We start from the raw sequence: 23,921 nt of genomic DNA on the forward strand, positions 1-23,921 counted from the left end.
ATTCTATTTTTAGAATTTGGATTTTTTGATTCTAATAAATAAAAATCTGCGTAAATCCGTTTCATCTGCGTTATCCGTGTTCCATTTCACCAATGCCAAATTGACACAATAAAAAATTGGTTCAGATTTTGCTATTTCTTTCATAACTTTAAACATTACAATTAAAAAACAAAAATATGGGAATGGGTTATTTGATTCTTGCTGGAGCCATTATGCTTTTCAGCTGGTTAGTTAGTTCGAGACTAAAAAGCAAATTTGAACATTATTCTAAATTACAATTACAAAACGGAATGTCTGGTGCTGAAATCGCCGAAAAGATGCTTGCCGATAACGGAATACGCGATGTAAGAGTGATCTCGACACCGGGACGTTTGACGGATCATTACAATCCAGCAGATAAAACTGTGAATCTAAGTGAGGCGGTGTACAACCAGCGCAATGCCGCTGCGGCTGCTGTTGCGGCGCACGAATGTGGTCACGCCGTACAACACGCTGTAGGGTATCAATGGCTGACGATGCGATCTAAATTAGTACCAGTAGTGAATGTGGCGTCAACGTATATGCAGTGGATTTTGCTTGGAGGAATCTTGATGATGAAAACTTTCCCACAATTATTATTGGTAGGAATTATCATTTTTGCGGCAACTACTTTGTTTTCAATTGTGACTTTGCCGGTGGAATACGATGCGAGTAATCGTGCCTTGGCTTGGTTAGAAAATAAAAGAATGCTAACGCCCCAAGAACAAGCAGGAGCTAAAGATTCCCTGAAATGGGCTGCCAGAACGTATGTTGTAGCTGCTTTGGGATCTATTGCTACGCTATTGTATTACGTTTCCATTTATATGGGAGGAAGCAGAAGAGATTAAATTTTTTAGATCTTAGAGAAGTATAGTAAAAGCCGTTTGTACTACAAACGGCTTTTTTGTGTTCATATAAATCGAACAATCTAAAGTTGAATCTGTCTGTCGATTTGTTGGTCTAAGGAAATAAAGGTTTCTGTTCTGGAAACGCCTTCTATCGCTTGGATTTTAGTATTGAGCAATTGCATTAAATGTTCATTATCCCGACAAATAATTTTGATTAGAATCGACCAGTTTCCTGTGGTGTAATGGCATTCCAATACTTCAGGGATTTTCTTTAAATCTCGAACCGCCTCTGGATTTCGGGCGGCTTTGTCCAAATAAACCCCAACAAAAGCCATTGTGTTATACCCCAGAATTTTATTGTTCACCGTGAATTTTGATCCCGAAATAACGCCGGATTGCTCCAGTTTTCGCAACCGTTGGTGAATTGCCGCTCCTGAAATCCCTATTTTATTAGCAATTTGAAGAATTGGTTTTCGGGCATCTTCCATCAAGTCGCGTAAAATTTCTTTATCGATACCGTCAATTTCTACGATTAGGGAATTGATTTTCATGAGTTATTATTTTGAACTAAAATATCAAATTTAGTTTGAATTGGAAATCAAATTTAAGTAAAAAACGATTAAATTTAGTATTTGTTACGTTTTTTGTCACATCGAGCGTAGTCGAGATGCTACAATGATTCTTGACTGCGCTCGAACTGACAGTAGGTCTAGGTTATCGTTATCATTACTACACGATAAAGAACCATAATTTAAGTTTGCATTTAGCGCCAAAAAAAAACCATCCGAATTGCGAATGGCTTTTATTATATCTGTAAAGTATTTTCTATTTTCCTTTATTAGCTTCAATGATATACTTTTCTAAAGCCATTGTCATAGAAGGTGTTGCTGGAGTTGGGGCAAGAATGTCTACTCTTAAACCGTGATCCAATGCTTCTTTTTGTGTCGTACTTCCAAAAACAGCAATTCGAGTATTGTTTTGTTCGAAATCTGGAAAGTTCATAAACAATGATTTTATTCCGGTTGGGCTAAAGAAAGCCAAAACATCATAATATACATCGGCTAAATCAGACAAATCACTCATTACGGTTCTGTAAAAAACAGCTGGAGTCCAATCTACTTTTAATGCGTTTAGCGTGATTGGTGCATCGGCATTCAGTTGATCTGAGGCGGGCAATAGGAATTTTTCGTCTTTGTATTTTTTAATTAGCGGCGATAAATCAGCAAAATCTTTTGGTCCAACATAAATTTTACGTTTTCTATACACCACATATTTTTGCAGGTAAAAAGCGATAGCTTCTGATTGACAGAAATATTTTAAACCTTCAGGAACTTTAAAGCGCATTTCATCTGCTACTCTAAAAAAATGATCAACAGCATTTTTACTTGTTAAAATAATCGCTGTATAATGGTTAAGATCAATTTTTTGAAGTCGGATCTCTTTGGCATTAACTCCTTCTACATGAATAAAAGGTCTGAAATCAATTTTTACTTTATGCTTTTGTTGAAGTTCAAAGTAAGGTGAATTTTCCACCTTAGGCTCAGGTTGTGACACCAAAATTGTTTTCACTTTCATATATGACGTTTTCTAAGCACTCCCTTTTGTAAACCAATAATACATAAAATAATAGGGAGCTATTTCGAGAGCGCAAAGATATAAAATAAAATAAAACAACTTACCAAATATTAAATTTTGATAATTTTTTATTGAAATCAAATAAGTTAAAGCATTGATTAGTATTATGATAGCTATAATAACTATTGGGATATTTCTCGAAAAGGAGTCGTAATAAAACAAAATAATATTCAATGGCAGTATGAATAGTCCAATATAGGTTCTGTAGGTCACCTTTTGAAGGTTAAACTGCTCCATAAATTCTTCGATATTGAAGGACGTGGCTATTATTTTCTCAATCAAATATTTAGATAAAATAAAGAATACTAAAAACGTAAATATTTGAATGTACAGGATCCAGTCAGTCTTTGAAGCGTGACCAAAATAACTAAGCGATATTTGAATAAAAAACGCTAGGGAAATGATTTGGACGAAAAACAAACCGAGCGTAAAGCTACTCTTTAGATGTGCGCTGTCTTTGTATACTTTGGTATATTTGTTAGAAAAAATCAGGTTGGCAAAATCACTAAATCGATTTTCGAAAACAGATTTTGTGATAGCGATTATAGCAAATGACAGAACAAAAAGCACGGTTGCCCAGTCTTTATTCTCAGTTATTCTTGGAAGTAGTATATTTTCGATCATAACGCAACAAAATTAGTAATTTTTCTATCATTCTTTTTATTATAATTTTATTAAGGTTCAAATGGCATAAAAAGTTTACTTTTGCCGTGAAATTAGTCGAAATATGAATGATTGTATTGTTATAATTCCAACCTATAACGAAATTGAAAATATTGAAAGCATTATTCGATCGGTGCTTTCGCAAAAAAAATCTTTTCATGTTCTAATAATTGATGATAATTCGCCGGATCACACTGCTGATAAGGTTGTTTTACTTCAATCAGAATTTGAGGGTAGATTGTTTTTGGAAAAAAGAAACAAAAAGTCAGGTTTAGGAACCGCTTATGTTCATGGATTCAGATGGGCATTGAAAAACAAGTATGAATATGTTTTTGAAATGGATGCTGATTTTTCCCATAATCCCAATGATTTAGAAAAATTGTACAGTGCTTGTCATTTTGGCGATGCCGACTTAGCCATTGGTTCTCGTTATGTGACCGGTGTAAATGTTGTAAACTGGCCATTGAGCCGTGTATTGATGTCTTATTTTGCATCAGTATATGTCCGATTGATTACCGGAATGAAGATTCATGATGCTACAGCAGGTTTCGTTTGTTATAAAAGAAACGTCCTAGAAGACATCAATTTAGATAAAATAAAATTTGTGGGTTACGCTTTTCAAATTGAAATGAAATACAGAACGTATTGTAAAAAATTTCAAATCGTTGAGGTTCCTATCATTTTTACTGATAGAACAAAAGGACAATCCAAAATGAGTAATTCAATAATTGTTGAAGCCGTTTTTGGAGTTATTGCACTTAGATTAAAAAGATTAGTCAACACATTATAAGAAAAAGATACGATGAACAGGGTTTTAATTAAGAATGCCAAAATAGTAAATGAAGGAGTAATTTTTGAGGGCGATGTATTAATTGAAAATGACTTAATTGTTGAAATTTCACATAGTATTAGTGCAAAATCCTCTCAATGTAAAATTATTGATGCCGAAGGAAATTATTTGATTCCAGGAGCTATTGATGATCAAGTGCATTTTAGAGAACCAGGACTCACGCACAAAGGAGACATTGAATCCGAATCCAGAGCGGCAGTTGCAGGCGGAATCACTTCGTATATCGAGCAGCCTAATACGGTTCCAAATGCGGTTACCCAAGAGATATTAGAGCAAAAATATGAATTGGCTGCCCAAAAATCGTATGCGAATTATTCGTTTATGATGGGTGCAACCAATGATAATTTAGAGGAAGTTTTAAAGACAAACCCGAAAAATGTTGCCGGAATCAAAATATTCTTAGGATCTTCAACCGGAAACATGTTGGTGGATAATGAAGCTACTTTAGAGAAAATATTTTCCAGTACACCCATGCTTATTGCGGTGCATTGTGAAGATGAAACTACCATTAAAAATAATTTAGAGAAATACAAAGCAGAGTTTGGAGAGGATGTTCCTGTTACGGTGCATCACCTTATTCGAAGCGAGGAAGCGTGTTATATTTCATCTTCCAAAGCGGTTGCATTGGCCAAAAAAACGGGAGCCCGCTTGCATATTTTTCATCTTTCAACGGCCAAAGAAATGGATTTGTTTACCAATAAAATTCCTTTGGAAGACAAGAAGATCACTGCCGAAGTTTGTGTGCATCACCTTTGGTTTACCAATGATGATTATGCCACTAAAGGCAATTTGATTAAATGGAATCCGGCTGTAAAAACCGCTAATGATAGAAAAGTACTTTGGGAAGCCTTGTTGGATGACCGAATCGATGTGATAGCTACGGATCATGCACCACACACTTTAGAAGAAAAAAAACAGTCCTATTTGAATGCGCCTTCTGGTGGGCCACTAGTTCAACATGCTGTTGTAGCCATGTTTGAAGCGCATCATCAAGGAAAAATAAGTATTGAGAAAATTGTGGAGAAGATGTGTCACAATCCAGCTAAAATTTTCAAAATAGAAAAACGTGGTTTTATCAAAGAAGGCTACTATGCGGATTTGGTTATCGTTAATTCAGGTTTGCCTTGGAGCGTAAAAAAAGAAAATATTTTGGCTAAATGTGGTTGGTCTCCCTTTGAAGGATTCACGTTTAAATCCAGAATTACCCATACTTTTGTCAATGGACAATTGGTTTACACTGCTTTTAAAGTGAAAGACATTCGTGTAGGGAAACGATTATTATTTGAAAGATAAATTTTTTTAGATGGGAAAAACAATAACATTTATATTGATACTGACTCTTTTCATAAGTTGTAAGGAGGAACTAGTCCAAAAGCCGGATCGGCTTGTAGAGAAGGATGTTATGGTCAATGTTATGGTTGATTTATCTATTTTAGAAGCCATAAAATATCAAAATCCAGCTTCTTTAGATACCTTTAAAATAAATCCAAGAGACTTTATTTATAAAAAATATAAAATTGACAGCCTTCAGTTTGCAAAAAGTAATGTGTATTATGCATCAGATTATGAGGATTATAAGTTGATGTTTGAACAAATTGTAAAGCGGTTGGATGCCAAGAAAAAAAGCGCTGATTCGTTAGTGAATTTGGAAAAAAAGAAAAAGAACCCTATTCTATCAAAAAAGAAAAAGTCAACCTTACCTACTAGAGATACCACGAAATTAGATTAAGGAATTGTGCTGTTAAAGCATTGAAATCTCTTTTATGTACTGGTGAATATCTGTGAATTCTATTTTTAAAGTATTCTTTATCTTATGGTTGGAATAGGTGTTATCCGCGTAGGAGGCTGCTGCGGTAGCTCGAGATAATTTTCTTTTTTGTTGCAAAATATTCGAAACAAACCAATCCAATCTCCAAATTATTTCCATAAAAAAAGGCTTCGCTTCAGTTGTAGGTCTTTGCACACCCAATGCATCGGCCATCGTATTCAAAATATCACGAAAAACACTATTTTCGGCAATCAAGGTAAAGCGTTCGTTCTTGATTTCGGCTTGCATTAATTGATAAGCGATTCTCACTACATCACTAACGGCAACAAATCCCGTTGAACCTAGCGTATAAAATTTCAATCCGTTTTTTACTTTCGTAAAAAGTTGCCCACTGCCTTGCTCTTTAAAACTAGGCCCGAGGATAACTCCTGGATTTAAAATGATTACATCCAAACCTTCTTGTTGTCCGCGCCAGATTTCCATTTCGGCACCATATTTAGAAATGGCATAATCATTATGGTACTTTTCCGGATTCCACTCGGTTTCCTCAGTGATGAGTTTTTCATGCGGTAGTAAATCACCTAATGTGGCAATAGAACTAACAAAACAAAGTTTTTGGATTTGATAATCGATGCAAAAATTCACAATATTTGCTGTGCCTTCAATGTTCGTTTTTCGCAACACATCTTCATCTTTTGGATCAAAAGAAATCAAAGCGGCACAATGGTAAACTATGTCAATATTTTGAAAGGCGATTTCTAACGAAGGAACTTCGGTAATATCTGCTTGAATCCATTGGATTTGATCGAATAACGATTCCTTTTTATAGATAGCAAATAGGGATTTGGTTTTCTCTATTGAATTTACATTTCGATAAATAGCGCGTACTTTTTCTCCATTATCAATTAAATGAAGCAATAAATGTGCGCCTACTAAACCAGTTCCTCCTGTGACTAAAATCATGCTACGAAAATACGAATAATTTTTTTCGAATAACCTATTAAACAAATAACCTAATCCGCAATAAATTTTATCTTTGTGCAAATTGATTAAAAAAATGAAGAATTTTATTGAAGAAGTAACTTGGAGAGGAATGCTCCACGATGTTATGCCCGGCACAGAAGAACATTTGATGGAACAAATGCGTGTGGCGTATGTGGGAATTGACCCAACTGCCGATTCATTGCATATAGGACATTTAGTGGGTGTGATGCTGTTGAAACATTTTCAACTAGCGGGACACAAACCACTAGCGTTAGTAGGTGGTGCAACAGGAATGATTGGTGATCCATCCGGAAAATCGAATGAAAGAAATTTATTGGACGAACCAACCTTACGTCACAATCAAGAAGCAATAAAAGGACAATTGGCTCGTTTCTTGGATTTTACCTCTAATGCGGCTAATGCAGCAGAACTCGTGAATAATTACGACTGGATGAAGAACTTTTCTTTTCTGGATTTCATTCGTGATGTAGGGAAGCACATTACCGTGAATTATATGATGGCAAAAGATTCTGTGAAGAAACGGTTGTCTTCTGAAGCTGCCGAAGGAATGTCATTTACAGAGTTCACGTACCAATTGGTTCAAGGATATGACTTTTTGCATTTGTACAGAGAAAAAAATTGTACGCTGCAAATGGGCGGAAGCGACCAATGGGGAAATATTACTACTGGAACCGAATTAGTCCGAAGAATTGCTAGCGGAAAAGCATATGCATTGACTTGTCCGTTGATTACAAAAGCGGATGGAACTAAATTTGGAAAATCTGAAGGCGGAAATATCTGGTTGGATTCTGCCAGAACTTCTCCATATAAATTTTACCAATATTGGTTGAATACATCTGATGTTGATGCGGAAAAATACATTAAAATTTTCACTTTTTTATCTAAAGAGGAAATCGAAATTTTGACTGAAAAACATAGAGAAGCGCCACATTTACGTTTGTTACAAAAACGTTTGGCCGAAGAAACTACGGTAATGGTGCATTCAGCAGAAGATTTAGAAAATGCAATAAAAGCATCGAATATTTTGTTCGGGAATTCTACTTCGGATGATTTGAAACAATTGGATGAAGCGACTTTCTTAGATGTTTTTGATGGTGTTCCTCAAGCGGAAATCTCAAGAAATGAAATCGAAGCGGGAATCAATATAGTTGACGTTTTAAACGAAAAAACAGGCTTTCTAAAATCGAATGGCGAAGCAAGACGCGCTTTAACGGCAAATTCTATTTCAGTTAATAAAGAAAAAGTTACCGAAGATTTTGTGCTTTCGAGCAAAGATTTAATCAACAATCAGTTTGTACTGTTACAAAGCGGTAAGAAAAATTATTTTGTGGTAAGAGTGGTTTAAAGAACCATCAAGTTACAACCCCGAATATCAGAATTATCAAAACGTCCCAATACCTCGAAAGAGTTGTTGGGATTTTTTTTGCCTAAATCTTGTGTGGCTATAAACGAACAAGAATTGATATTAGCCAAATCAATCACGTTGATAGCGCCCGTTTTTCCGTCTGGAATATAAGTCAAAGCATCTTCGGTGTCACGAACTAGGATTTGTATCCAAGAAGGGCATTCAAATACGCCGTTTCCTAAAGAATACGCTTGCGAAAGCAATTCGGTCATTCCATATTCAGAATGTATTGCTGAAACGCCAAATCCTTTACACAATTGTTCGTGCAATTCCTCCCGAATCATTTCTTTGCGCTTGCCTTTCATGCCGCCCGTTTCCATGATAATGGTAGAGCCCCCTAATCCCCAAAGGGGGAATGATATAGAATTTGAATATTCTATCAAATCTAATAGTGCAAAAGTAACACCAATCAAAATGACATTTTGACCGGCTTGATCTAACGCTTTGAGTTTAGCAATCAATTCGTCATGATTGTGGAGATAAAAACCGCTTTCAGGATGATTGGAGAGTTCAATTAAATCCTTTACCATGTAAATTAATGAGGAACCTTCTCGTTCCAGATAGGATGGAAGCAAGGCTAGAATTACATAATCTTCAATGTTTCCATAAAATTCTGAAAATCCTTTGCGGTAGCTTTCCTCATATAAGGTAACATCCGTAACTAAATGTTTGCTGGTAATCATTCCGGTTGTTCCGCTGCTAGTAAAAGTTTCCTGAATGGGATTGGTATTAGAAACTACCTCATGACTTTTGAAAAACTGAATGGGTAAAAACGGAATCTGTTGTAGCGATTTTACTTTTTGAGGATCTGTTTTTAAAAAATTGCAAAATTCCTGATAGACCAAGTTGTTTTCGTATTGAAAACGAAACACTTTCAAAGCAATTTTTTCAAACTGTTTTTGACTGGAAATAGCAAATATATCGGAAGATGTGATCAAGAATTTTTTTTGCAAAAGTAATCAAAAATTTAAAGGCAAACCAATAACGGAATTGGATTAATAGGAAACTCTCGATTGGTTTCCGTTACAACAAGACACAAAAAAAGCCCCAATTGCAATTGGAACTTTTGTGATGTATTTTTGAAATTATCGGATGATTAATTTTCTGGTCGCTGATGCTTCTTTTTCATTAATTTTTATGATGTAAACACCAGAAGATAGATTAGCAACATTTAATTCTCTTGAGCTTAGCGTAGTTTGAAGTACTTTTTTTCCTAAAACATCAAAGATAATTATTTCTTTATCTAAGTCGTTTTTCGTTGAAATGTAAACTTTTCCATTACTCACAGGGTTTGGGTACAAGCTTAAACCTTCTATAGTAGCGGTTTCTTGTGTTCTTGGTTGCGGTTTAGTTTCCTGAGCACTTACGTTCAGAGAAAATAAAAGAACCAATACAGTAATAATATAAAAGTAATTTTTTGCCATTAGCTTAATTTTGTAAAGTAAATATACAAAATTTATTTCAAAAAGCATACCACTAATAATTTTGCTCAGCATAATAATGAAATGGGTATCAGAAATAGTACTTTGCTACATTTTCCTTTGAGACAAGGAAGATTTGACCGTGTCACCTTTTATTTCGTTCAGATGGTACTATAATCAGATGAATCAATTAATATTCTATAAAAATTTGATTTCATCATTTGGTAACCCATTTTCTTGATTTTACATCATATTGAGTTACTTCGTCGGGAAATTCAATAATAAATGCTCCTTTTGAATTTATGGTGTAATATTCACTCAAGTCTTCTCCTTCGATAAATTTGGAAAATAACATTGCTGTTTTTTGCTGAAGTTCTGCTACCGGCATTTTCCATGTTCTGAACTTTTCTTCATAAGTTTCAATTGCCTTTGTATCATTGTATGTAACAGATCCTACGGTGGCTACTTTTTTCACCTGAAGGCTTGGAGCAATTTTTGTTATGGCGAAATAAGCTGTTTTCTTTTCATTGTCAAAATAATAAAACAGTAAATCGCTTGCGTTACTTTTTTTCTTGTAGTAGGAATCAAAAATAGTATCGAATTTTGTTTCATGCGTTGCTTTTGGGGCTAAATCGTCATAATAACGAACAATAGAAAATTTGAACTTTGCTTGCTCCTCTTTCGTTAAGAAATCGTTCGGATTGGTTTTTTTTTGCTCCGTGACACATCCGTAAAGAATAAAAAACAAACCTAAGAATAAGAAATTTTTCATTTTGAAATTGTTTAGAATAATTAAAGAGCTTAATCTAAACAAAGATTAAGCCCTTTAGGTATTTTTTAAATAGTGTTTATTTAATACACTTTTGTTACAGGGTTAAATTCAGCCCAACCATCAGTCCAATCCGTAGTACCAAAAGCACCTCTGTAAGCAACTTTAGTAAAGAATGCATCAGTCAGTTTTGGGTTAGTGAATGAAGCTCCTGCAGTCAATGTTCCTGTTGTAACTCTAAAATCAGGATTTGAAGCATAACCAGTACTAGTATTTGTACCAAAGAAGATATTAGTATTCAATCCTAAAGTTAAATATACGGCAGCTAAATCAGTGTTAACGATAGTTTCATTGGTTGTATTCCAAAATGTTTCAACGGTTGCAGCGGTAGCAACCATTCCTGTACCAACAGAGAATGTAGTAGTAGGAGCAACCATGATGTTGTTTAGTAAAGCACCTGTTCCAGTAGTGTAGTTATCAACTACTGATTGTTGATTCATACGTAATCCCCTTGGCATACCTACAAAGGCAGAGTTTGCAATTGTTAATGCAGTTCTACGTCTTAAATCTAATGCATGTTGGTAGTTTCCATTTATAGATTGAGTATTGGTAATTCTAGGTCCAACACCGGTTATGTTTGAGAAAACTCCAGTTGTAATCAATGTCGTTAGGTTGTCATTAGGTCCATTGTCAGTTTCAAAAATGTTAGATCCAGATTGATCTGCGTAGCTACCGTAACGAACAGATACACCAAATTGAACTTTTCCTGTGAATCCATAATCAACATCAAAACAATCATCCCACATCGCAAATGCCACGAGATATTTTGAATTCATAGATCCTCCAAACCACTCAAAACCATCATCACCACCAAAAGACACTTGGCAGTAATCCATTTGAGTTCCACTACCTACCCCGCCAAGAGTGATAGAGTTGGTTTCATTATTGGGTGTTAATTCAATACCTGCAAATTCTACTCTCACATATTTTAGTATACCTGAATTGTCTGCATTATTTGTTCCTCCAAAAATCACAGCAGGTGTTATTCCTTCAATTGCTGGATCAGGTTGATTAACTGGAGCGTTTCCTAAAATCACAAGACCTCCCCAATCACCTCTGTCTCTTGTTCCAGCAGCAAGTGCGGATGTAAATACAATAGGTGCAGCAGCAGTACCTTCGGCTATTATTTTTCCACCTCTATCAATTACTAAGGTTCCCTTTGTAGCTTTATCACCATAAATTGTAGTCCCTGGTTCGATTGTTAAAACCGCACCAGTTCTTACAAATACTTGACCTTTGATAAGGTATTTTTTGTCTTTTGTAAGCGTTCTAGTTGTAAGGTCACCAGTCAATTCCACTGGTCCACTTGGTGTAGTTGTAGGTGGAGTAACATCTACAACAATTGGGTTGTCATCATTGCTACATGAATTCATTGTCAAAATAGCTGTTAGTAGACTAGCCATTAAAATAAGGTTTTTTTTCATTGTGTTTGTTTTAATAATTAATTTATAGTTGTTTAGAAGTTATGGGATATGTTAAGAGAAATTAGCGCTCCTCTTTTGAATATAGATGTTGCGTTATCAATGTTTTTATTGATTTTTTCGTCTCTGTTAGAATCTTCAAAAAATTGATATTTTGCATTTAACAAATCTTGGATTCCAAGTTTAACAGTAGTTTTTTTGTATGTTTTTGCAATCGTTAAATCTAAGTTGTTTCTGGAAAGTTCATAGATTGTTGGAAAGTTTCTGTCCCCTACAGAGAAGATTCGGTTACCAAAGCGGTTGAATGTTAAATTAGTTGAGAAACCGGTTTCATCAGTATAACCTAGAGCTACGTTTACAATATATGGGGATTGTCCTTGCAACGCACGTACTTGCGCTTGAGACGTAACATTTGCTCCTAAATCTACTTTTGATACAATGTACGATGCATTAACGTTTGCTGAAATTCTACCCAAGTATAAATTATCTGTCATTTCTTTGAATGATTTTCTAATTTCTAATTCTAATCCGTAGTTGTATGCATTGTCAGCATTTGCATAGTTGAACTGAGGTTGTTCCGTTGTAATTTGGGTTACGTTTTCGATGGGTTGATCGAATCTTTTGTAAAAAGCACCTAGGCTTACTGTTTCTCCTTTAGTAGGATAGAACTCATAACGTAAATCAAGATTATCAATTTTTGCTGTTTTCAATTGTGAATTTCCAACTCTTGCCGCTTCATTTTCATAATCATAAAATAAGAAGGGAGCAATTTCTCTAAATTCAGGACGATTCACCGTTTTGCTATATGCTAGTCTAAGCAAAGCTCTTTCGCTAATGTTGTATCCTATATTAAGAGAGGGTAAAACTGATGTAACTGGATTTTTAATATTTTCTGGTCCAAAATCAGTAACACTTTGTAAGGATAGAATGTTGTGTTCAACACGAACACCACCACTAATATCAAACTTTTTCAAAGGTAATTCGCCATAAACATAACCGGCAGTCAATAGATTATCAGCACTGTAGGAATCAATAGTTCGCGTACCTTCTCGCATAATCCAACCATTGTTTGCATTCACATTATCTGAATTGAAGATAGTGGTTAGCGGAAGTTGTTTCAACTCATTAACACGGTCAATACCTAAATCAGGTAAGTAATACGAAACATATCTAGAATCAAATTCTCTTTTTCTATAATCTACGTAATACCCTGTTTTTAGTTTAATGGTACCTAACTCCTCATCGTTTTTGACTCTATCAATGGTATGCGTATAATTAGCACCATTATTAACGGAATATTCACTAAGCGTTCCAAAATATCTTCCGGTATCAAATAAGTTAGTAGACGAAGGATCTATCATTTCATAAGGAGCATCTGGATTAGAAGCATCTTTGATCGTTCTAAATCTTCTTAAATCGGGTTCTGATTCGTACATGTAATTGTAACCTGTAACCCAGTCAATTTGATTTTTATCATTCAATTTATGAATTCCCTCTAGTTGTCCAATGTAAATAGAACGTGATTTGTAGCCTAATAAATAATTTCTAAACAAATCATCACCTCTTTGAAGGAAATTATTACCATTTCTGATAATTGTTTCATTTTCACCAATTTGGTTTAGTAAATTTTTAAATTTTAAAGTATTGTTATTGTTCAATTTCATAATCCAGTTAGAAAGAAACGTTATTCTCGATTCATTCTGGTAGGTGTCGTCTAAATAGTTCAACCACAGCGGTGGTCTGCTTTCTCCTTCGTTAAGTGTTGTGTAGCGTGTAAATTGTCTTTGGTAGGTTTGAAAACTATTAGAATAATTTAGAGCGTTTACGGATTGTAAACTCATGCCATTTTTAAATTTCTTATTTCTTCCAAAAGCAAATCCAATACTATTATCCAAGAATGCAGTATTTTGTGTTGGATTAAAATTATTTTGCAATTTAGTGTTGGATGCAACCACTCCCACTTGAGGATAAGTATTAATCAATGCTGCTGAAGGAAAAGTACTTGGTAAAGTTCTGAATTCATAATCAAAACCTAAAAAGTCTGTTTTTGAACCTTCACTTTGAAATTGATCTTTTAGTGAGGTGTCAACACGGTATCCGACTCCTACAGATGCTCTGTTAAACTCGCTAATATTATCGGATGTGGTGATGTTTATGATTCCACCTGAGAAATCTCCAGGCTTATCAGCAGATCCGGTTTTGTAAATCACCATTTTGTCAATGGCATTCGATGGGATTAAATCAAAAGCAAATGTTCTTTTATCAACCTCTGTACTAGGAGCAACTGAATTGTTGATAAGTACATTATTGTATCGTTCGCTCAAACCACGAATCATTATAAATTTTCCGTCTACAATGGTAACCCCTGGTACTCTTTGTATTGCTTGAGCCGCATTACTGTCAGTTCCTTTCGAGATTTGTTCAGCAGAAATAGCACTAACAACTTGTTTGGCTTCTTTGATCTCTAACATTACTGCTGTTTCTGTGTTTTTTTTCCTAGTCGTTTTTATCACAACATCTTCCAGCGTAAATCCAGCTGAACCTAATGCTTGATTTATGGTTACCGTTTCATTGGCGATTACCGTTACGGGAACCTCTACGGATTCGTAACCCACAAAACTAAATTGAATGGTGTAGTTTCCAGGCGCTGCAGTTATAGCATATTTTCCATCAATATCTGTATTAGTTCCTATGCTTGTTCCTTTAATAAGTATGTTTGCAAATGGCAAAGATTGATTGTTAGCATTTTTATCTGTCAAGATTCCAGCTATCGTTCCTTTGCTCTGTGAGAAAGAAACAGCAGTTATAAATAACGTTAAAAACAGTAATTTGAATTTCATTTGGTTTAATTTTTTTGCAAAGTAACACCCGAATTGTAAAACGTAAGTTACTGGCTTGTTACGGTTATGTTTTGTTTTTGGTCTTAAAATGAACCTAATATTAAATTATGGTTAACAGCTTTTCAATACCCCATTTATTGTTACATTTACAATTCAAAAACAATTTTTGGCGCTTTATGAAGAAAAAACACACCAAGATTCTATTAGTTGACGACGAACCGGATATTTTAGAAATTGTAGGGTACAACCTCTCTCAGGAAGGATATCAAATTTTTACAGCATCCAATGGGAAAGAGGCCGTTGCACTAGCTAAAAAAGAAATTCCAGACCTGATTATAATGGATGTTATGATGCCAGAGATGGACGGCATGGAAGCTTGTGAAAACATTCGTAAAATCCCCGAACTCAGTAATGTCCTAATTACGTTCTTGACTGCCAGAAGTGAAGATTACTCCCAAGTTGCTGGTTTTGATGCCGGTGCCGATGATTATATTACGAAGCCCATCAAACCTAAATTATTAGTTAGTAAAGTAAAAGCCCTGTTGCGCCGATTAAAAGAAAAAGAGCAAAACAGCGAGACATTAAATGTAGGTGGAATCGAAATCAATCGCGAAGAATACAAGATTGTAAAAGACAATATTGAAATTGCATTGCCAAGAAAAGAATTTGAACTGTTTTATTTGTTAGCTTCAAAACCCGGTAAAGTATTCAAACGCGATGAAATTCTGGATAAAGTTTGGGGCAATGAAGTCGTTGTGGGCGGAAGAACGATTGACGTTCACATCCGAAAATTACGCGAAAAAATTGGAGAAGATTTTTTTAAAACAATAAAAGGCGTTGGGTATAAGTTTGAAGTATAAATGACAATAAATTTTAAAAAAACATATCGCTTTGCCGTAAAGTCGGCGCTTTATATCACCCTTTTTTCTACTGGATTAGTTGGTTTTCTCACGCATTTATTTTTTAGCTTTTCCTACCAATTTAGCTTAATTTTTGCCTTATCAATTGCAGCTTTCTCCTTCATTGTGATTCAATATAGGGTGGAACGTTTCATTTATAAAAAGGTAAAAAAAATATACGATGACGTTTCCTTATTAGAATCAAGCACATTTAGAAACCAACCGATAACAACGGATATGGCAACTCTTACTCGTGAAGTAAAGAAGTTTGCCACCGATAAAAAATTAGAAATAGAAACCTTAAAAGTAAGGGAAGAATATAGAAGAGAGTTTCTTGGAAACGTTTCTCATGAACTCAAAACACCTCTTTTTATGGTTCAAGGTTATTTGTCAACCTTACTGGATGGGGCAATGAACGATAAAACGATTCGGAAGAAATACCTAGAGCGCGCTGAAAAAGGGGTGGAAAGACTCATCTATATTGTACAGGATTTAGACATGATTTCTAAACTCGAAATTGGAGAGCTGAATTTAGAGATTGCCGAATTCGACATTGTGAAGCTCGTTCAGAATGTTTTTGATTTGCTCGAAATGAAAGCTTCCAAAAAAGATATCCTACTGATGTTTGATATGAAATACAATAAGCCGGTGATGGTGGTTGGCGATCAGGAAAAAATTCAACAAGTCGTGATGAACTTAATTGTAAACTCTATTAAATATGGAAAATTCAAAGGTTCAACTGAAGTAAGCATCGAAGATTTAACGGATGAAAAAGTAATCGTTCGAATCACGGACAATGGAGAAGGAATAGAGAAAAAAAATATTTCCAGACTTTTTGAACGTTTTTATCGCGTTGATAAAAGTGGTGCAAGAACCGAGGGTGGTTCTGGTTTAGGCTTGTCCATCGTGAAGCACATTATTGAGGCGCATGATGAAAAAATTTATATTGATAGCAGCTTTGGCGTAGGTTCTGAATTTTCTTTTACACTTGAAAAAGCAAATAAGAATAAATAAGTCAAACGATTTTAATTTCACTTCATTTTTTAACGGTATCATCTTTTTTACAGGATTAATCTTGTAAACTTGATTTTAGGATCATCTGGTTTAGTCTTTTTAATTAAGCATAAAAGTTTCCTTAGACCTTTAGGGAATCTTTCATTTCTATCGCTACTAACAAAAGTATCTTTACAAACTACTTTATAATTAGCTCCTCCCACACACAGCCAAAATCGATGTTTTCATTTTTTTTAAATTTAATATCAAGTATGTTAGGTCTAATTTTCTTGATAACTTTAATTCCGGTTATAAAATAGTTGACTCTTGGTAAGAGGAATTAAAGCTAGCTAACAACTCAACTTAAGAAGACGTATTTTTTCAGAATTAATGGTAATATACTGTTGTTGTCGCATTTTAGGACGCAGATTAAGGAATCTAAGTTTACGATCTGGTTGAGAATAATTGTTTAAATCCAAAATATGAACTGCTCAGTTTGGTTTTTTTAATAGATAATTAAATAAGATGCCTTTTTACTTGTAAAATACAATAACTTTTCATTATGTTAACTCTTGCTTAATATTGAGTTGAATGCTTAACATTAGTTTTGCAAATTCATAACACAATATTGATTGCTTAATAACATGAGAAAAATTTTAATTGCGGTTTTGGTGCTAAGTGCTTCATTTTTAAATGCACAAGAAGGGAATAAAGATGCTATTTCAAGGGAGGTTATACGTATTTTAGATTCGATAAATAAAGTAAATGCAGCTGAAGAAAAATTAAAACCTAAAAAGGAGACCTGGTATGACGCCATCACAATAAGGGGATATGTTCAAGTACGTTACAATGGTTTGCTTTCTACTAACGATAAAGTATCTTGTGAGCAATGCGATAGATCATGGGGAACCACCTCAACCGATCCAGATGCAAAATCAAATAACGGTTTTTTCATACGTCGAGCTCGTATTGTTTTTTCAGGACAAGTTCATCCAAACGTTTATTTTTATATTCAGCCTGATTTTGCCAGCTCTCCTTCTTCTGGGGTTAATAATTTTGCTCAAATAAGAGATGCTTATTTTGACCTATCTTTTGATAAAAAAAGAGAGTACAGACTGCGAATAGGACAAAGTAAAGTTCCATTTGGTTTTGAAAATATGCAATCGAGTCAAAATCGTTTGACATTGGATCGTAATGATGCTATGAACAGTGCTGCGGCTAATGAAAGGGATTTAGGAGTTTTCTTTTATTGGGCACCTGCAGAAATAAGAGAGCGTTTTGCGATGCTTATTACAGAGGGTTTCAAGGGTTCGGGTGACTATGGTGTATTTGCTTTTGGAGCATACAATGGGCAAACGGCTAATAGATCGGAAGGCAATAGAAACCTGCACGTAGTTACAAGGGTGAGTTATCCTTTTGTAATTGGATCTCAAATAATAGAACCTGGTATTCAGGCATACACTGGAAAGTGGGCTTTTGGAAACGAGTTGTCTAGTGGAGTAACTACTCCAAATAAGCAAAACACCCTAGATCAGAGGGTAGGTGCAACTTTTGTATTGTATCCAAAACCATTTGGAGTTCAAACAGAGTACAACTTTGGACGAGGACCTCGTTATGATAAAGTGAGCAATACAGTTGAGGTTTCTGATTTAGAAGGCGGGTATGTGACTTTAAATTATAAAATAGATTTGCCTAACCATAAGCTTTTATATCCATTTGCAAAATTTCAATACTATGATGGAGGGAAAAAGTTTGAAAAAGATGCCAGAAGTTACATTGTTCGAGATTATGAATTTGGACTAGAATGGCAGCCTTTTAAAGCCTTTGAGTTGGTTGCTGAATGGGTTATTGCAGATAGGACATTTGAAGATAGTGCTCTAAAAAATAATAGACAACGAGGGAATTTATTGCGATTACAAGCGCAGTTTAACTTTTAAAGGATTAAAAAAATAGTAATTGAGATAAGACGCGAGCTTTTAACATTTTTCAGGGTTAGATCCAAGTAATAACAATAAGAGTGTAAGTAGTTTGGATTTTTAGTTCGACTATTTTAGTATTAATGTTTAAAAAATGGTACTTACTTCTCAAAAACTTGGAATAAATTCGCCCATTCAATTTTAGAATCTAATCGGGGCAATCCTTTATATTCTTGGATTTCTTTAATGTCCTCTATTCTGAAATCATCTTGTATTGCATAGGGAACAAGGCCTTCTTTCTTTAATTTTATGGCTAAATATTCTTGCTCGTACTGTCCTGGTGTAGGAATAAAAAAAGCTTTCTTTCGCAATTGAGCTAGATCCATTATTGTAGTGTAACCAGAACGGCAAAGAACCGTTTCACTTTCGTTAAAAGCTTGTTCTAACTCAGAAGAATTCATAAAGTTATAATAGATGACAGTACCAATCGTTGTTATTTTTTGCTCTTTTTGAATGTTTCCTTCAATGAAAATCGCATTCCCTTTAAATCGCATAATTTCTTTTTTCAAATGGTTTTCCAGTATTCCTCGTTGAGGCTCAGGACCAGAGAGAATTACCAGCAAATCATATTTTTTAGGTACTAGTTTCTTTTGGAGCCGGCTCAAAGGGCCAATATATTTAATTTTGATGCTGAGACTTTCAATATGACCTAATTTTCCGGTGAAATTTATGGAGCCTTCAAGATCAGGAATCCAACATTCTGTGTACTTTTTTATAACATATTGATGTATTTTACTCGTTATCCAAGTGGTGTTCCCAGTCATGACATTCAACTGATGGGTAATATATACGGATGGGATTTTCTTGCTGAAAACACCCAGTCTATTGTCGGAAATGATGCCGTCAATTGCATATTTCTCAATCCAATGTTGAATTGTTTTTTTTTCTTGCTGAATGGCTCTAATCATTTTTGGGCCATTCTGTATTAGCTTCCATTTAAAATTGGCCCCGTTTTCAGCATACTCAATATGATAGGATGGGAGTTCTAGTGTTTGAACATCAGGAAACTCTTTTCGGAGTAATGCCAGTGCAATGCCATCTGATGCTATTATAGGAATATAGTTGTTCTCTAGCAAAGCTCTAATGATGGGAATGCAGCGCGTAGCATGACCTAATCCCCAGTTCAAAGGTGCAATTAAGATAGTTTTGGGATCGGTTTTCATATCCATATGTAAAGGTATCAAATATTTCTTGAGAGGGAAAGATACAGTAGTTCAAGCCTTTTAATATTTGTAAACTATTACCAAACTATTAAATTATTTGTATTGCTATATTCTTTAATAAAATTAAAACATAAGGGTTGAACAAAAGAATATTTTTTACTTAAAAAACGTCATTTTACTTGATGTTATCAACATCGATACTCTAGTCCAGCTTTACTTTCTCTCTTTGTTTTTTATAGCATTTATTGTTTCCTTTCGTCGTCTTAAAAAAGTTATTCAACGGACTTAAATATGCACCTGTCTAAAATTTTAAATAGAGAACATTTTTGTATATAATTTCATACTAGCGTAGTATTTTCTTTTTAACCTATGAATAACATTGCTGAAAACAAGGACTACTATTTTATATTAATTATTTAAAAAAAAATAGTTATGAAAAACTTTAAATGTTTAAATAGTTTAACGTTAATGATTTTATTAATGTTTTCTACATTTGTTTTTGCGGGTATACCAGAATTTATAAATGACACTGTAGCAAGTAAGAGATTAAAGGAGAATAATAAGGCATCAATAAAATTAACTCAAAATTTTTCTAAAGGCACTAATAATGCTATTCCATGTAATACGGTCGAACCAATTCCCCTCATAAATGGTAGTACTTTTGATGCGTTAGCTACAAGTAATTCAACAACTGGTCTTTGTCTGTTAGGATGTGGTGTTTCAGATGTTACGAATCTAGTCGATGCTAGTTTAACTAATTTTGCAACGGTTATAACAGCTGTAGGTGTAGGTGTAACGCACAATCTTAGAGTAATAGATGGTAATGATGCATATCTAGCTGGTACTTTTGCAGGATTTAGAATTTCACCAAGTACAGGTTTGTTATCACTGGATTTACTCAATAGTATTACAATAAAAACATATAGTGGACCTGTTTTAAAAGAATCTTTTTCGGGTTCGCAATTACTTAATTTAAGTCTAGCATCGATTCCTGGTGGAGATTTTATTTTGGGCTTCAACAGCAGTCAATCTTTTGATTCTGTTGAAATTTCGTTTAATAGTTTGGTTGGAGCGGTCTCTAGCACTGATGTTTATTACGCCGTTATAACTACTTATTGTGCTGGTCCAACTTTGACTTGCAATTTAGCTACTGCCATGAATCTGCCTACTTTTCCCGTTGCCATTGAGAGTTCGCATACAGGAATCTCTGGGGTAGGTATAGGTAGCGTTACTAATACTGAAAATTTAATTAGTCCAAGCTTAACTGATTTTGCGTCGATATCTTTTACAACTTCCTTATTAGCTTCCGGAAGCGTAGCGGTAAAAGATCAAATTACAAATTATCCCGCAGGCACTTTTGCGGGTTTTGACATTGAAAATACATCGTTGTTAGATGTCAATGCATTTGATGCGATCACGATCAGCACTTTTTTAAATGGTGTTCTGCAAGAAAGTAATTCGGGTAATGGTCAATTAATTTCCATTGGAACAGATTTGATAGTTGGAACAGGCAGGAAAACGGTAGGTTTCGTATCTACATTAGCTTTTGATGAGGTTCAAATAACGATCAATCAATTGGTAGGTGTTACCCTTGGCGAAACAAAAATATACAATGCAGTATTCGAAAGTTTTTGCGCAGGACCGCCATTGGCTTGTAATGTTGTCACACCAATAACAGCGCCTACCTATCCAATAGTGGTGAATGGTGCCAATACCGGAATAGATGGTTTAGTTTGCGCTTTGTGTAGTGTGAGCAATACTGGTAATTTAATTGATGCAGACACAAGTAATTTTGCAGAAGTTTCATTAACTGCAAGTGTTGGAGTAAGTGGAAGCGTATCTGTTAAAAATCAAATTACAAGCTACGCCGCAGGTACTTTTGCAGGTTATGACATTGAAAGTACATCGTTATTAGATGTAAATGCCTTTGATGCGATCACGATCAGAACTTTTTTGAATGGTGTTGTGCAAGAAACTAAGTCTGGAAATAGTCAACTAATTTCCATTGGAACAGATTTACTAGTGGGAACAGGCAGAAAAACGGTAGGTTTCGTGGCTACATTGCCTTTTGATGAGGTTAAAATTACTTTCACCAATTTACTGACAGTTACCCTTGGTAATACTAAGATATACAATGCTGTATTCGAAAGTTTTTGCGCAGGACCGCCATTGGCTTGCAATATTGTTACACCAATAACAGCGCCTACCTATCCAATAGTGGTGAATGGTGCCAATACCGGAATAGATGGTTTAGTTTGCGCGTTGTGTAGTGTGAGCAATACGGATAATTTAATTGATGCAGACACAAGTAACTTTGCAGAAGTTTCATTAACAGCAAGTGTTGGAGTAAGTGGAAGTGTATCTGTTAAAAATCAAATTACAAGTTATGCCGCAGGTACTTTTGCAGGTTATGACATTGAAAGTACATCGTTGTTAGATGTCAATGCATTTGATGCGATCACGATCAGAACTTTTTTAAATGGTGTTGTGCAAGAAACTAAGTCTGGAAATGGTCAACTAATTTCCATTGGAACAGATTTACTAGTGGGAACAGGCAGAAAAACGGTAGGTTTCGTAGCTACATTGCCTTTTGATGAGGTTAAAATTACCTTCACCAATTTACTGACAGTTGCCCTTGGTAATACTAAGATATACAATGCAGTATTTGAAAGTTTTTGCGCTGCCACGGTTCAATGTGATGTGGTATATGCACTGACCAATCCTACCTTTCCTGTTGCGATTAATAGCAACGAATCGGGAATCCAAGGTGTTGCTTGCGTTGCATGTGCAGTTAGTGATTCCGATAATGTTTTGTCTAGTGATATTAATGATTTTGCAAATATTACACTCACTGTTGGTGTTCTTGCAACTGGTTCTGTTTCTGTAAAAGATCAATTATATACTTATCCAGTTGGAACATTTGCTGGTTTCACGATACAAGATTTAAATAATCTATTAGAATTGAATTTGTTTCAATCCCTTATAATTTCGACTTTTAATAATGGAGTGTTACAAGAATCTAAAGGTGGCCCTCAATTAATAGGTTTATCTTTATTGGTGCCTATTTTGGGTTCTGGTCCAGGATTTTACAATGTTGGATTTGAAGCTACGGTACCATTTGATGAAATTAAAATTACGGTTAATTCTCTTGCAACAGTCATTAATAACGTAAACGTGTATGGAGCTTTTGTAGATACTAATAATAGTAATGACGGAGTGTTAGGATTCTTAAATTGTACAAATGCTAACCCGGTAGCCGTTGATGATAGTGTAACTACCCTAAGACACCACAGTAAGCATCAATGTAACCACCAACGACACCGATATAGATGGAACGGTAGACGCGAGCACCGTCGATTTAGACCCTACTACCGCGGGCATACAAACCACTTTTACTATTGTAGGCGAAGGCAGCTATAGTGTATCGAACACCGGCTTAGTCACCTTCGTACCCGCACCCAACTTCAATGGAACTAGCACGTTGAGTTATACCGTAAACGACGACACTGGAGCCACCTCCAATACGGCAACCCTTACCATCACAGTAACGGCAGTCAATGATGCRGCGGTAGCCGTTGATGATAGTGCGAGCACAGCTGAAGACACCACAGTAAGCATCAATGTAACCACCAACGACACCGATATAGATGGAACGGTAGACGCGAGCACCGTCGATTTAGACCCTGCTACASCGGGCRTACAAACCACTTTTACTATCGCAGGCGAAGGCAGCTATAGTGTATCGAACACCGGCTTAGTCACCTTCGTACCCGCACCCAACTTCAATGGAACTAGCACGTTGAGTTATACCGTAAACGACGACACTGGAGCCACCTCCAATACGGCAACCCTTACCATCACAGTAAGTGCAGTCAATGATGCRGCGGTAGCCGTTGATGATAGTGTAACTACCCTTGAAGACACCACAGTAAGCATCAATGTAACCACCAACGACACCGATATAGATGGAACGGTAGACGCGAGCACCGTCGATTTAGACCCTGCTACAGCGGGCGTACAAACCACTTTTACTATCGCAGGCGAAGGCAGCTATAGTGTATCGAACACCGGCTTAGTCACCTTCGTACCCGCACCCAACTTCAATGGAACTAGCACGTTGAGTTATACCGTAAACGACGACACTGGAGCCACCTCCAATACGGCAACCCTTACCATCACAGTAACGG

At 35.4% G+C, this 23,921-nt stretch carries 20 protein-coding genes; 10 read left to right on the top strand and 10 right to left on the bottom strand.

Going from position 1 to position 23,921, the window contains the following annotated elements; all coding sequences use genetic code 11:
- Nucleotides 1-176: 176 nt before the first annotated feature.
- On the top strand, nt 177-866 hold the full coding sequence (locus E0F91_RS14710; protein ID WP_207919049.1) for a zinc metallopeptidase: 690 nt from the start codon (nt 177-179) through the stop codon (nt 864-866).
- 80 nt (nt 867-946) lie between these two features.
- Here the strand turns inward: E0F91_RS14710 and E0F91_RS14715 are convergent, their stop codons facing one another.
- From E0F91_RS14715 to E0F91_RS14725, 3 genes are all read right to left on the bottom strand, one after another.
- The gene (locus tag E0F91_RS14715; protein WP_132067206.1) at nt 947-1,417 is read right to left on the bottom strand and encodes an Lrp/AsnC ligand binding domain-containing protein; all 471 of its coding nucleotides are present in this window, start codon (nt 1,415-1,417) and stop codon (nt 947-949) included.
- A 274-nt stretch (nt 1,418-1,691) separates the two neighbouring features.
- A complete protein-coding gene (locus E0F91_RS14720) occupies nt 1,692-2,441 on the bottom strand; it encodes a uroporphyrinogen-III synthase (RefSeq protein ID WP_132067207.1) in 750 nt (249 codons plus the stop codon).
- Nucleotides 2,442-2,453: 12 nt separating this feature from the next.
- On the bottom strand, nt 2,454-3,125 hold the full coding sequence (locus tag E0F91_RS14725) for a DUF4271 domain-containing protein (protein WP_132067208.1): 672 nt from the start codon (nt 3,123-3,125) through the stop codon (nt 2,454-2,456).
- A gap of 103 nt (nt 3,126-3,228) precedes the next feature.
- Here E0F91_RS14725 and E0F91_RS14730 point away from each other — a divergent pair, with 103 nt between their 5' ends.
- The 3 genes from E0F91_RS14730 to E0F91_RS14740 are packed head-to-tail and all read left to right on the top strand — an operon-like array spanning nt 3,229 to nt 5,743.
- The gene (locus E0F91_RS14730) at nt 3,229-3,954 is read left to right on the top strand and encodes a polyprenol monophosphomannose synthase (protein WP_132067209.1); all 726 of its coding nucleotides are present in this window, start codon (nt 3,229-3,231) and stop codon (nt 3,952-3,954) included.
- Nucleotides 3,955-3,966: 12 nt separating this feature from the next.
- The gene (locus E0F91_RS14735; RefSeq protein ID WP_132067210.1) at nt 3,967-5,307 is read left to right on the top strand and encodes a dihydroorotase; all 1,341 of its coding nucleotides are present in this window, start codon (nt 3,967-3,969) and stop codon (nt 5,305-5,307) included.
- Nucleotides 5,308-5,317: 10 nt separating this feature from the next.
- Nucleotides 5,318-5,743, top strand: a complete 426-nt coding sequence (locus tag E0F91_RS14740; RefSeq protein WP_132067211.1) for a DUF4296 domain-containing protein — start codon at nt 5,318-5,320, stop codon at nt 5,741-5,743.
- 12 nt (nt 5,744-5,755) lie between these two features.
- On the opposite strand, the gene E0F91_RS14745 is transcribed toward E0F91_RS14740, so the two are convergent.
- Entirely contained in the window at nt 5,756-6,745 is a 990-nt protein-coding gene (locus E0F91_RS14745; RefSeq protein ID WP_132067212.1) for an NAD-dependent epimerase/dehydratase family protein, read from the bottom strand.
- Between the two features lie 94 nt (nt 6,746-6,839).
- Here E0F91_RS14745 and tyrS point away from each other — a divergent pair, with 94 nt between their 5' ends.
- On the top strand, nt 6,840-8,132 hold the full coding sequence (gene tyrS / locus E0F91_RS14750) for a tyrosine--tRNA ligase (protein ID WP_132067213.1): 1,293 nt from the start codon (nt 6,840-6,842) through the stop codon (nt 8,130-8,132).
- Here tyrS and E0F91_RS14755 read toward each other — a convergent pair.
- From E0F91_RS14755 to E0F91_RS14775, 5 genes are all read right to left on the bottom strand, one after another.
- Entirely contained in the window at nt 8,129-9,130 is a 1,002-nt protein-coding gene (locus tag E0F91_RS14755; protein WP_132067214.1) for a LuxE/PaaK family acyltransferase, read from the bottom strand. The genes tyrS and E0F91_RS14755 overlap by 4 nt on opposite strands.
- A gap of 147 nt (nt 9,131-9,277) precedes the next feature.
- Entirely contained in the window at nt 9,278-9,616 is a 339-nt protein-coding gene (locus E0F91_RS14760) for a T9SS type A sorting domain-containing protein (RefSeq protein ID WP_132067215.1), read from the bottom strand.
- Nucleotides 9,617-9,830: 214 nt separating this feature from the next.
- Nucleotides 9,831-10,385, bottom strand: coding sequence for a hypothetical protein (locus E0F91_RS14765; protein WP_132067216.1), 555 nt, complete (start codon nt 10,383-10,385; stop codon nt 9,831-9,833).
- Nucleotides 10,386-10,465: 80 nt separating this feature from the next.
- Nucleotides 10,466-11,866, bottom strand: coding sequence for a hypothetical protein (locus tag E0F91_RS14770; RefSeq protein ID WP_132067217.1), 1,401 nt, complete (start codon nt 11,864-11,866; stop codon nt 10,466-10,468).
- 32 nt (nt 11,867-11,898) lie between these two features.
- Nucleotides 11,899-14,703, bottom strand: a complete 2,805-nt coding sequence (locus tag E0F91_RS14775; protein WP_132067218.1) for a TonB-dependent receptor — start codon at nt 14,701-14,703, stop codon at nt 11,899-11,901.
- 176 nt (nt 14,704-14,879) lie between these two features.
- Between E0F91_RS14775 and E0F91_RS14780 the strand changes: the two genes are divergently transcribed.
- The 3 genes from E0F91_RS14780 to E0F91_RS14790 all read left to right on the top strand — a co-directional run bounded on the left by E0F91_RS14780 (nt 14,880) and on the right by E0F91_RS14790 (nt 18,532).
- Entirely contained in the window at nt 14,880-15,563 is a 684-nt protein-coding gene (locus tag E0F91_RS14780; protein ID WP_132067219.1) for a response regulator transcription factor, read from the top strand.
- Nucleotides 15,564-16,616: a sensor histidine kinase gene (locus E0F91_RS14785; RefSeq protein WP_132067220.1), complete on the top strand. Its 1,053-nt coding sequence runs from the start codon at nt 15,564-15,566 to the stop codon at nt 16,614-16,616.
- A gap of 623 nt (nt 16,617-17,239) precedes the next feature.
- Complete coding sequence (locus E0F91_RS14790; RefSeq protein WP_132067221.1) at nt 17,240-18,532, top strand: porin; 1,293 nt, start codon at nt 17,240-17,242, stop codon at nt 18,530-18,532.
- A 140-nt stretch (nt 18,533-18,672) separates the two neighbouring features.
- Here the strand turns inward: E0F91_RS14790 and E0F91_RS14795 are convergent, their stop codons facing one another.
- Nucleotides 18,673-19,734, bottom strand: a complete 1,062-nt coding sequence (locus E0F91_RS14795; RefSeq protein ID WP_132067222.1) for a glycosyltransferase — start codon at nt 19,732-19,734, stop codon at nt 18,673-18,675.
- A gap of 432 nt (nt 19,735-20,166) precedes the next feature.
- Between E0F91_RS14795 and E0F91_RS14800 the strand changes: the two genes are divergently transcribed.
- Nucleotides 20,167-23,154, top strand: a complete 2,988-nt coding sequence (locus E0F91_RS14800) for a hypothetical protein (protein WP_132067223.1) — start codon at nt 20,167-20,169, stop codon at nt 23,152-23,154.
- The coding region (locus E0F91_RS14805) for a tandem-95 repeat protein (RefSeq protein ID WP_243698915.1) at nt 23,060-23,921 on the top strand (862 nt) is incomplete at its 3' end. The genes E0F91_RS14800 and E0F91_RS14805, both read left to right, overlap by 95 nt.

This window comes from Flavobacterium sandaracinum (assembly GCF_004349135.1).
GTDB lineage: Bacteria > Bacteroidota > Bacteroidia > Flavobacteriales > Flavobacteriaceae > Flavobacterium > Flavobacterium sandaracinum.

Bases quoted from the DNA above. Each gene is read 5' to 3' on its own strand.
- E0F91_RS14795 (WP_132067222.1), bottom strand. From the start codon at position 19,734: ATGAAAACCGATCCCAAAACTATCTTAATTGCACCTTTGAACTGGGGA.
- E0F91_RS14740 (WP_132067211.1), top strand. From the start codon at position 5,318: ATGGGAAAAACAATAACATTTATATTGATACTGACTCTTTTCATAAGT.
- E0F91_RS14715 (WP_132067206.1), bottom strand. From the start codon at position 1,417: ATGAAAATCAATTCCCTAATCGTAGAAATTGACGGTATCGATAAAGAA.
- E0F91_RS14725 (WP_132067208.1), bottom strand. From the start codon at position 3,125: ATGATCGAAAATATACTACTTCCAAGAATAACTGAGAATAAAGACTGG.
- E0F91_RS14735 (WP_132067210.1), top strand. From the start codon at position 3,967: ATGAACAGGGTTTTAATTAAGAATGCCAAAATAGTAAATGAAGGAGTA.
- E0F91_RS14760 (WP_132067215.1), bottom strand. From the start codon at position 9,616: ATGGCAAAAAATTACTTTTATATTATTACTGTATTGGTTCTTTTATTT.
- E0F91_RS14775 (WP_132067218.1), bottom strand. From the start codon at position 14,703: ATGAAATTCAAATTACTGTTTTTAACGTTATTTATAACTGCTGTTTCT.
- E0F91_RS14790 (WP_132067221.1), top strand. From the start codon at position 17,240: ATGAGAAAAATTTTAATTGCGGTTTTGGTGCTAAGTGCTTCATTTTTA.
- E0F91_RS14745 (WP_132067212.1), bottom strand. From the start codon at position 6,745: ATGATTTTAGTCACAGGAGGAACTGGTTTAGTAGGCGCACATTTATTG.
- E0F91_RS14720 (WP_132067207.1), bottom strand. From the start codon at position 2,441: ATGAAAGTGAAAACAATTTTGGTGTCACAACCTGAGCCTAAGGTGGAA.
- E0F91_RS14785 (WP_132067220.1), top strand. From the start codon at position 15,564: ATGACAATAAATTTTAAAAAAACATATCGCTTTGCCGTAAAGTCGGCG.
- E0F91_RS14710 (WP_207919049.1), top strand. From the start codon at position 177: ATGGGAATGGGTTATTTGATTCTTGCTGGAGCCATTATGCTTTTCAGC.
- E0F91_RS14780 (WP_132067219.1), top strand. From the start codon at position 14,880: ATGAAGAAAAAACACACCAAGATTCTATTAGTTGACGACGAACCGGAT.
- E0F91_RS14800 (WP_132067223.1), top strand. From the start codon at position 20,167: ATGAAAAACTTTAAATGTTTAAATAGTTTAACGTTAATGATTTTATTA.
- E0F91_RS14765 (WP_132067216.1), bottom strand. From the start codon at position 10,385: ATGAAAAATTTCTTATTCTTAGGTTTGTTTTTTATTCTTTACGGATGT.
- E0F91_RS14770 (WP_132067217.1), bottom strand. From the start codon at position 11,866: ATGAAAAAAAACCTTATTTTAATGGCTAGTCTACTAACAGCTATTTTG.
- E0F91_RS14730 (WP_132067209.1), top strand. From the start codon at position 3,229: ATGAATGATTGTATTGTTATAATTCCAACCTATAACGAAATTGAAAAT.
- tyrS (WP_132067213.1), top strand. From the start codon at position 6,840: ATGAAGAATTTTATTGAAGAAGTAACTTGGAGAGGAATGCTCCACGAT.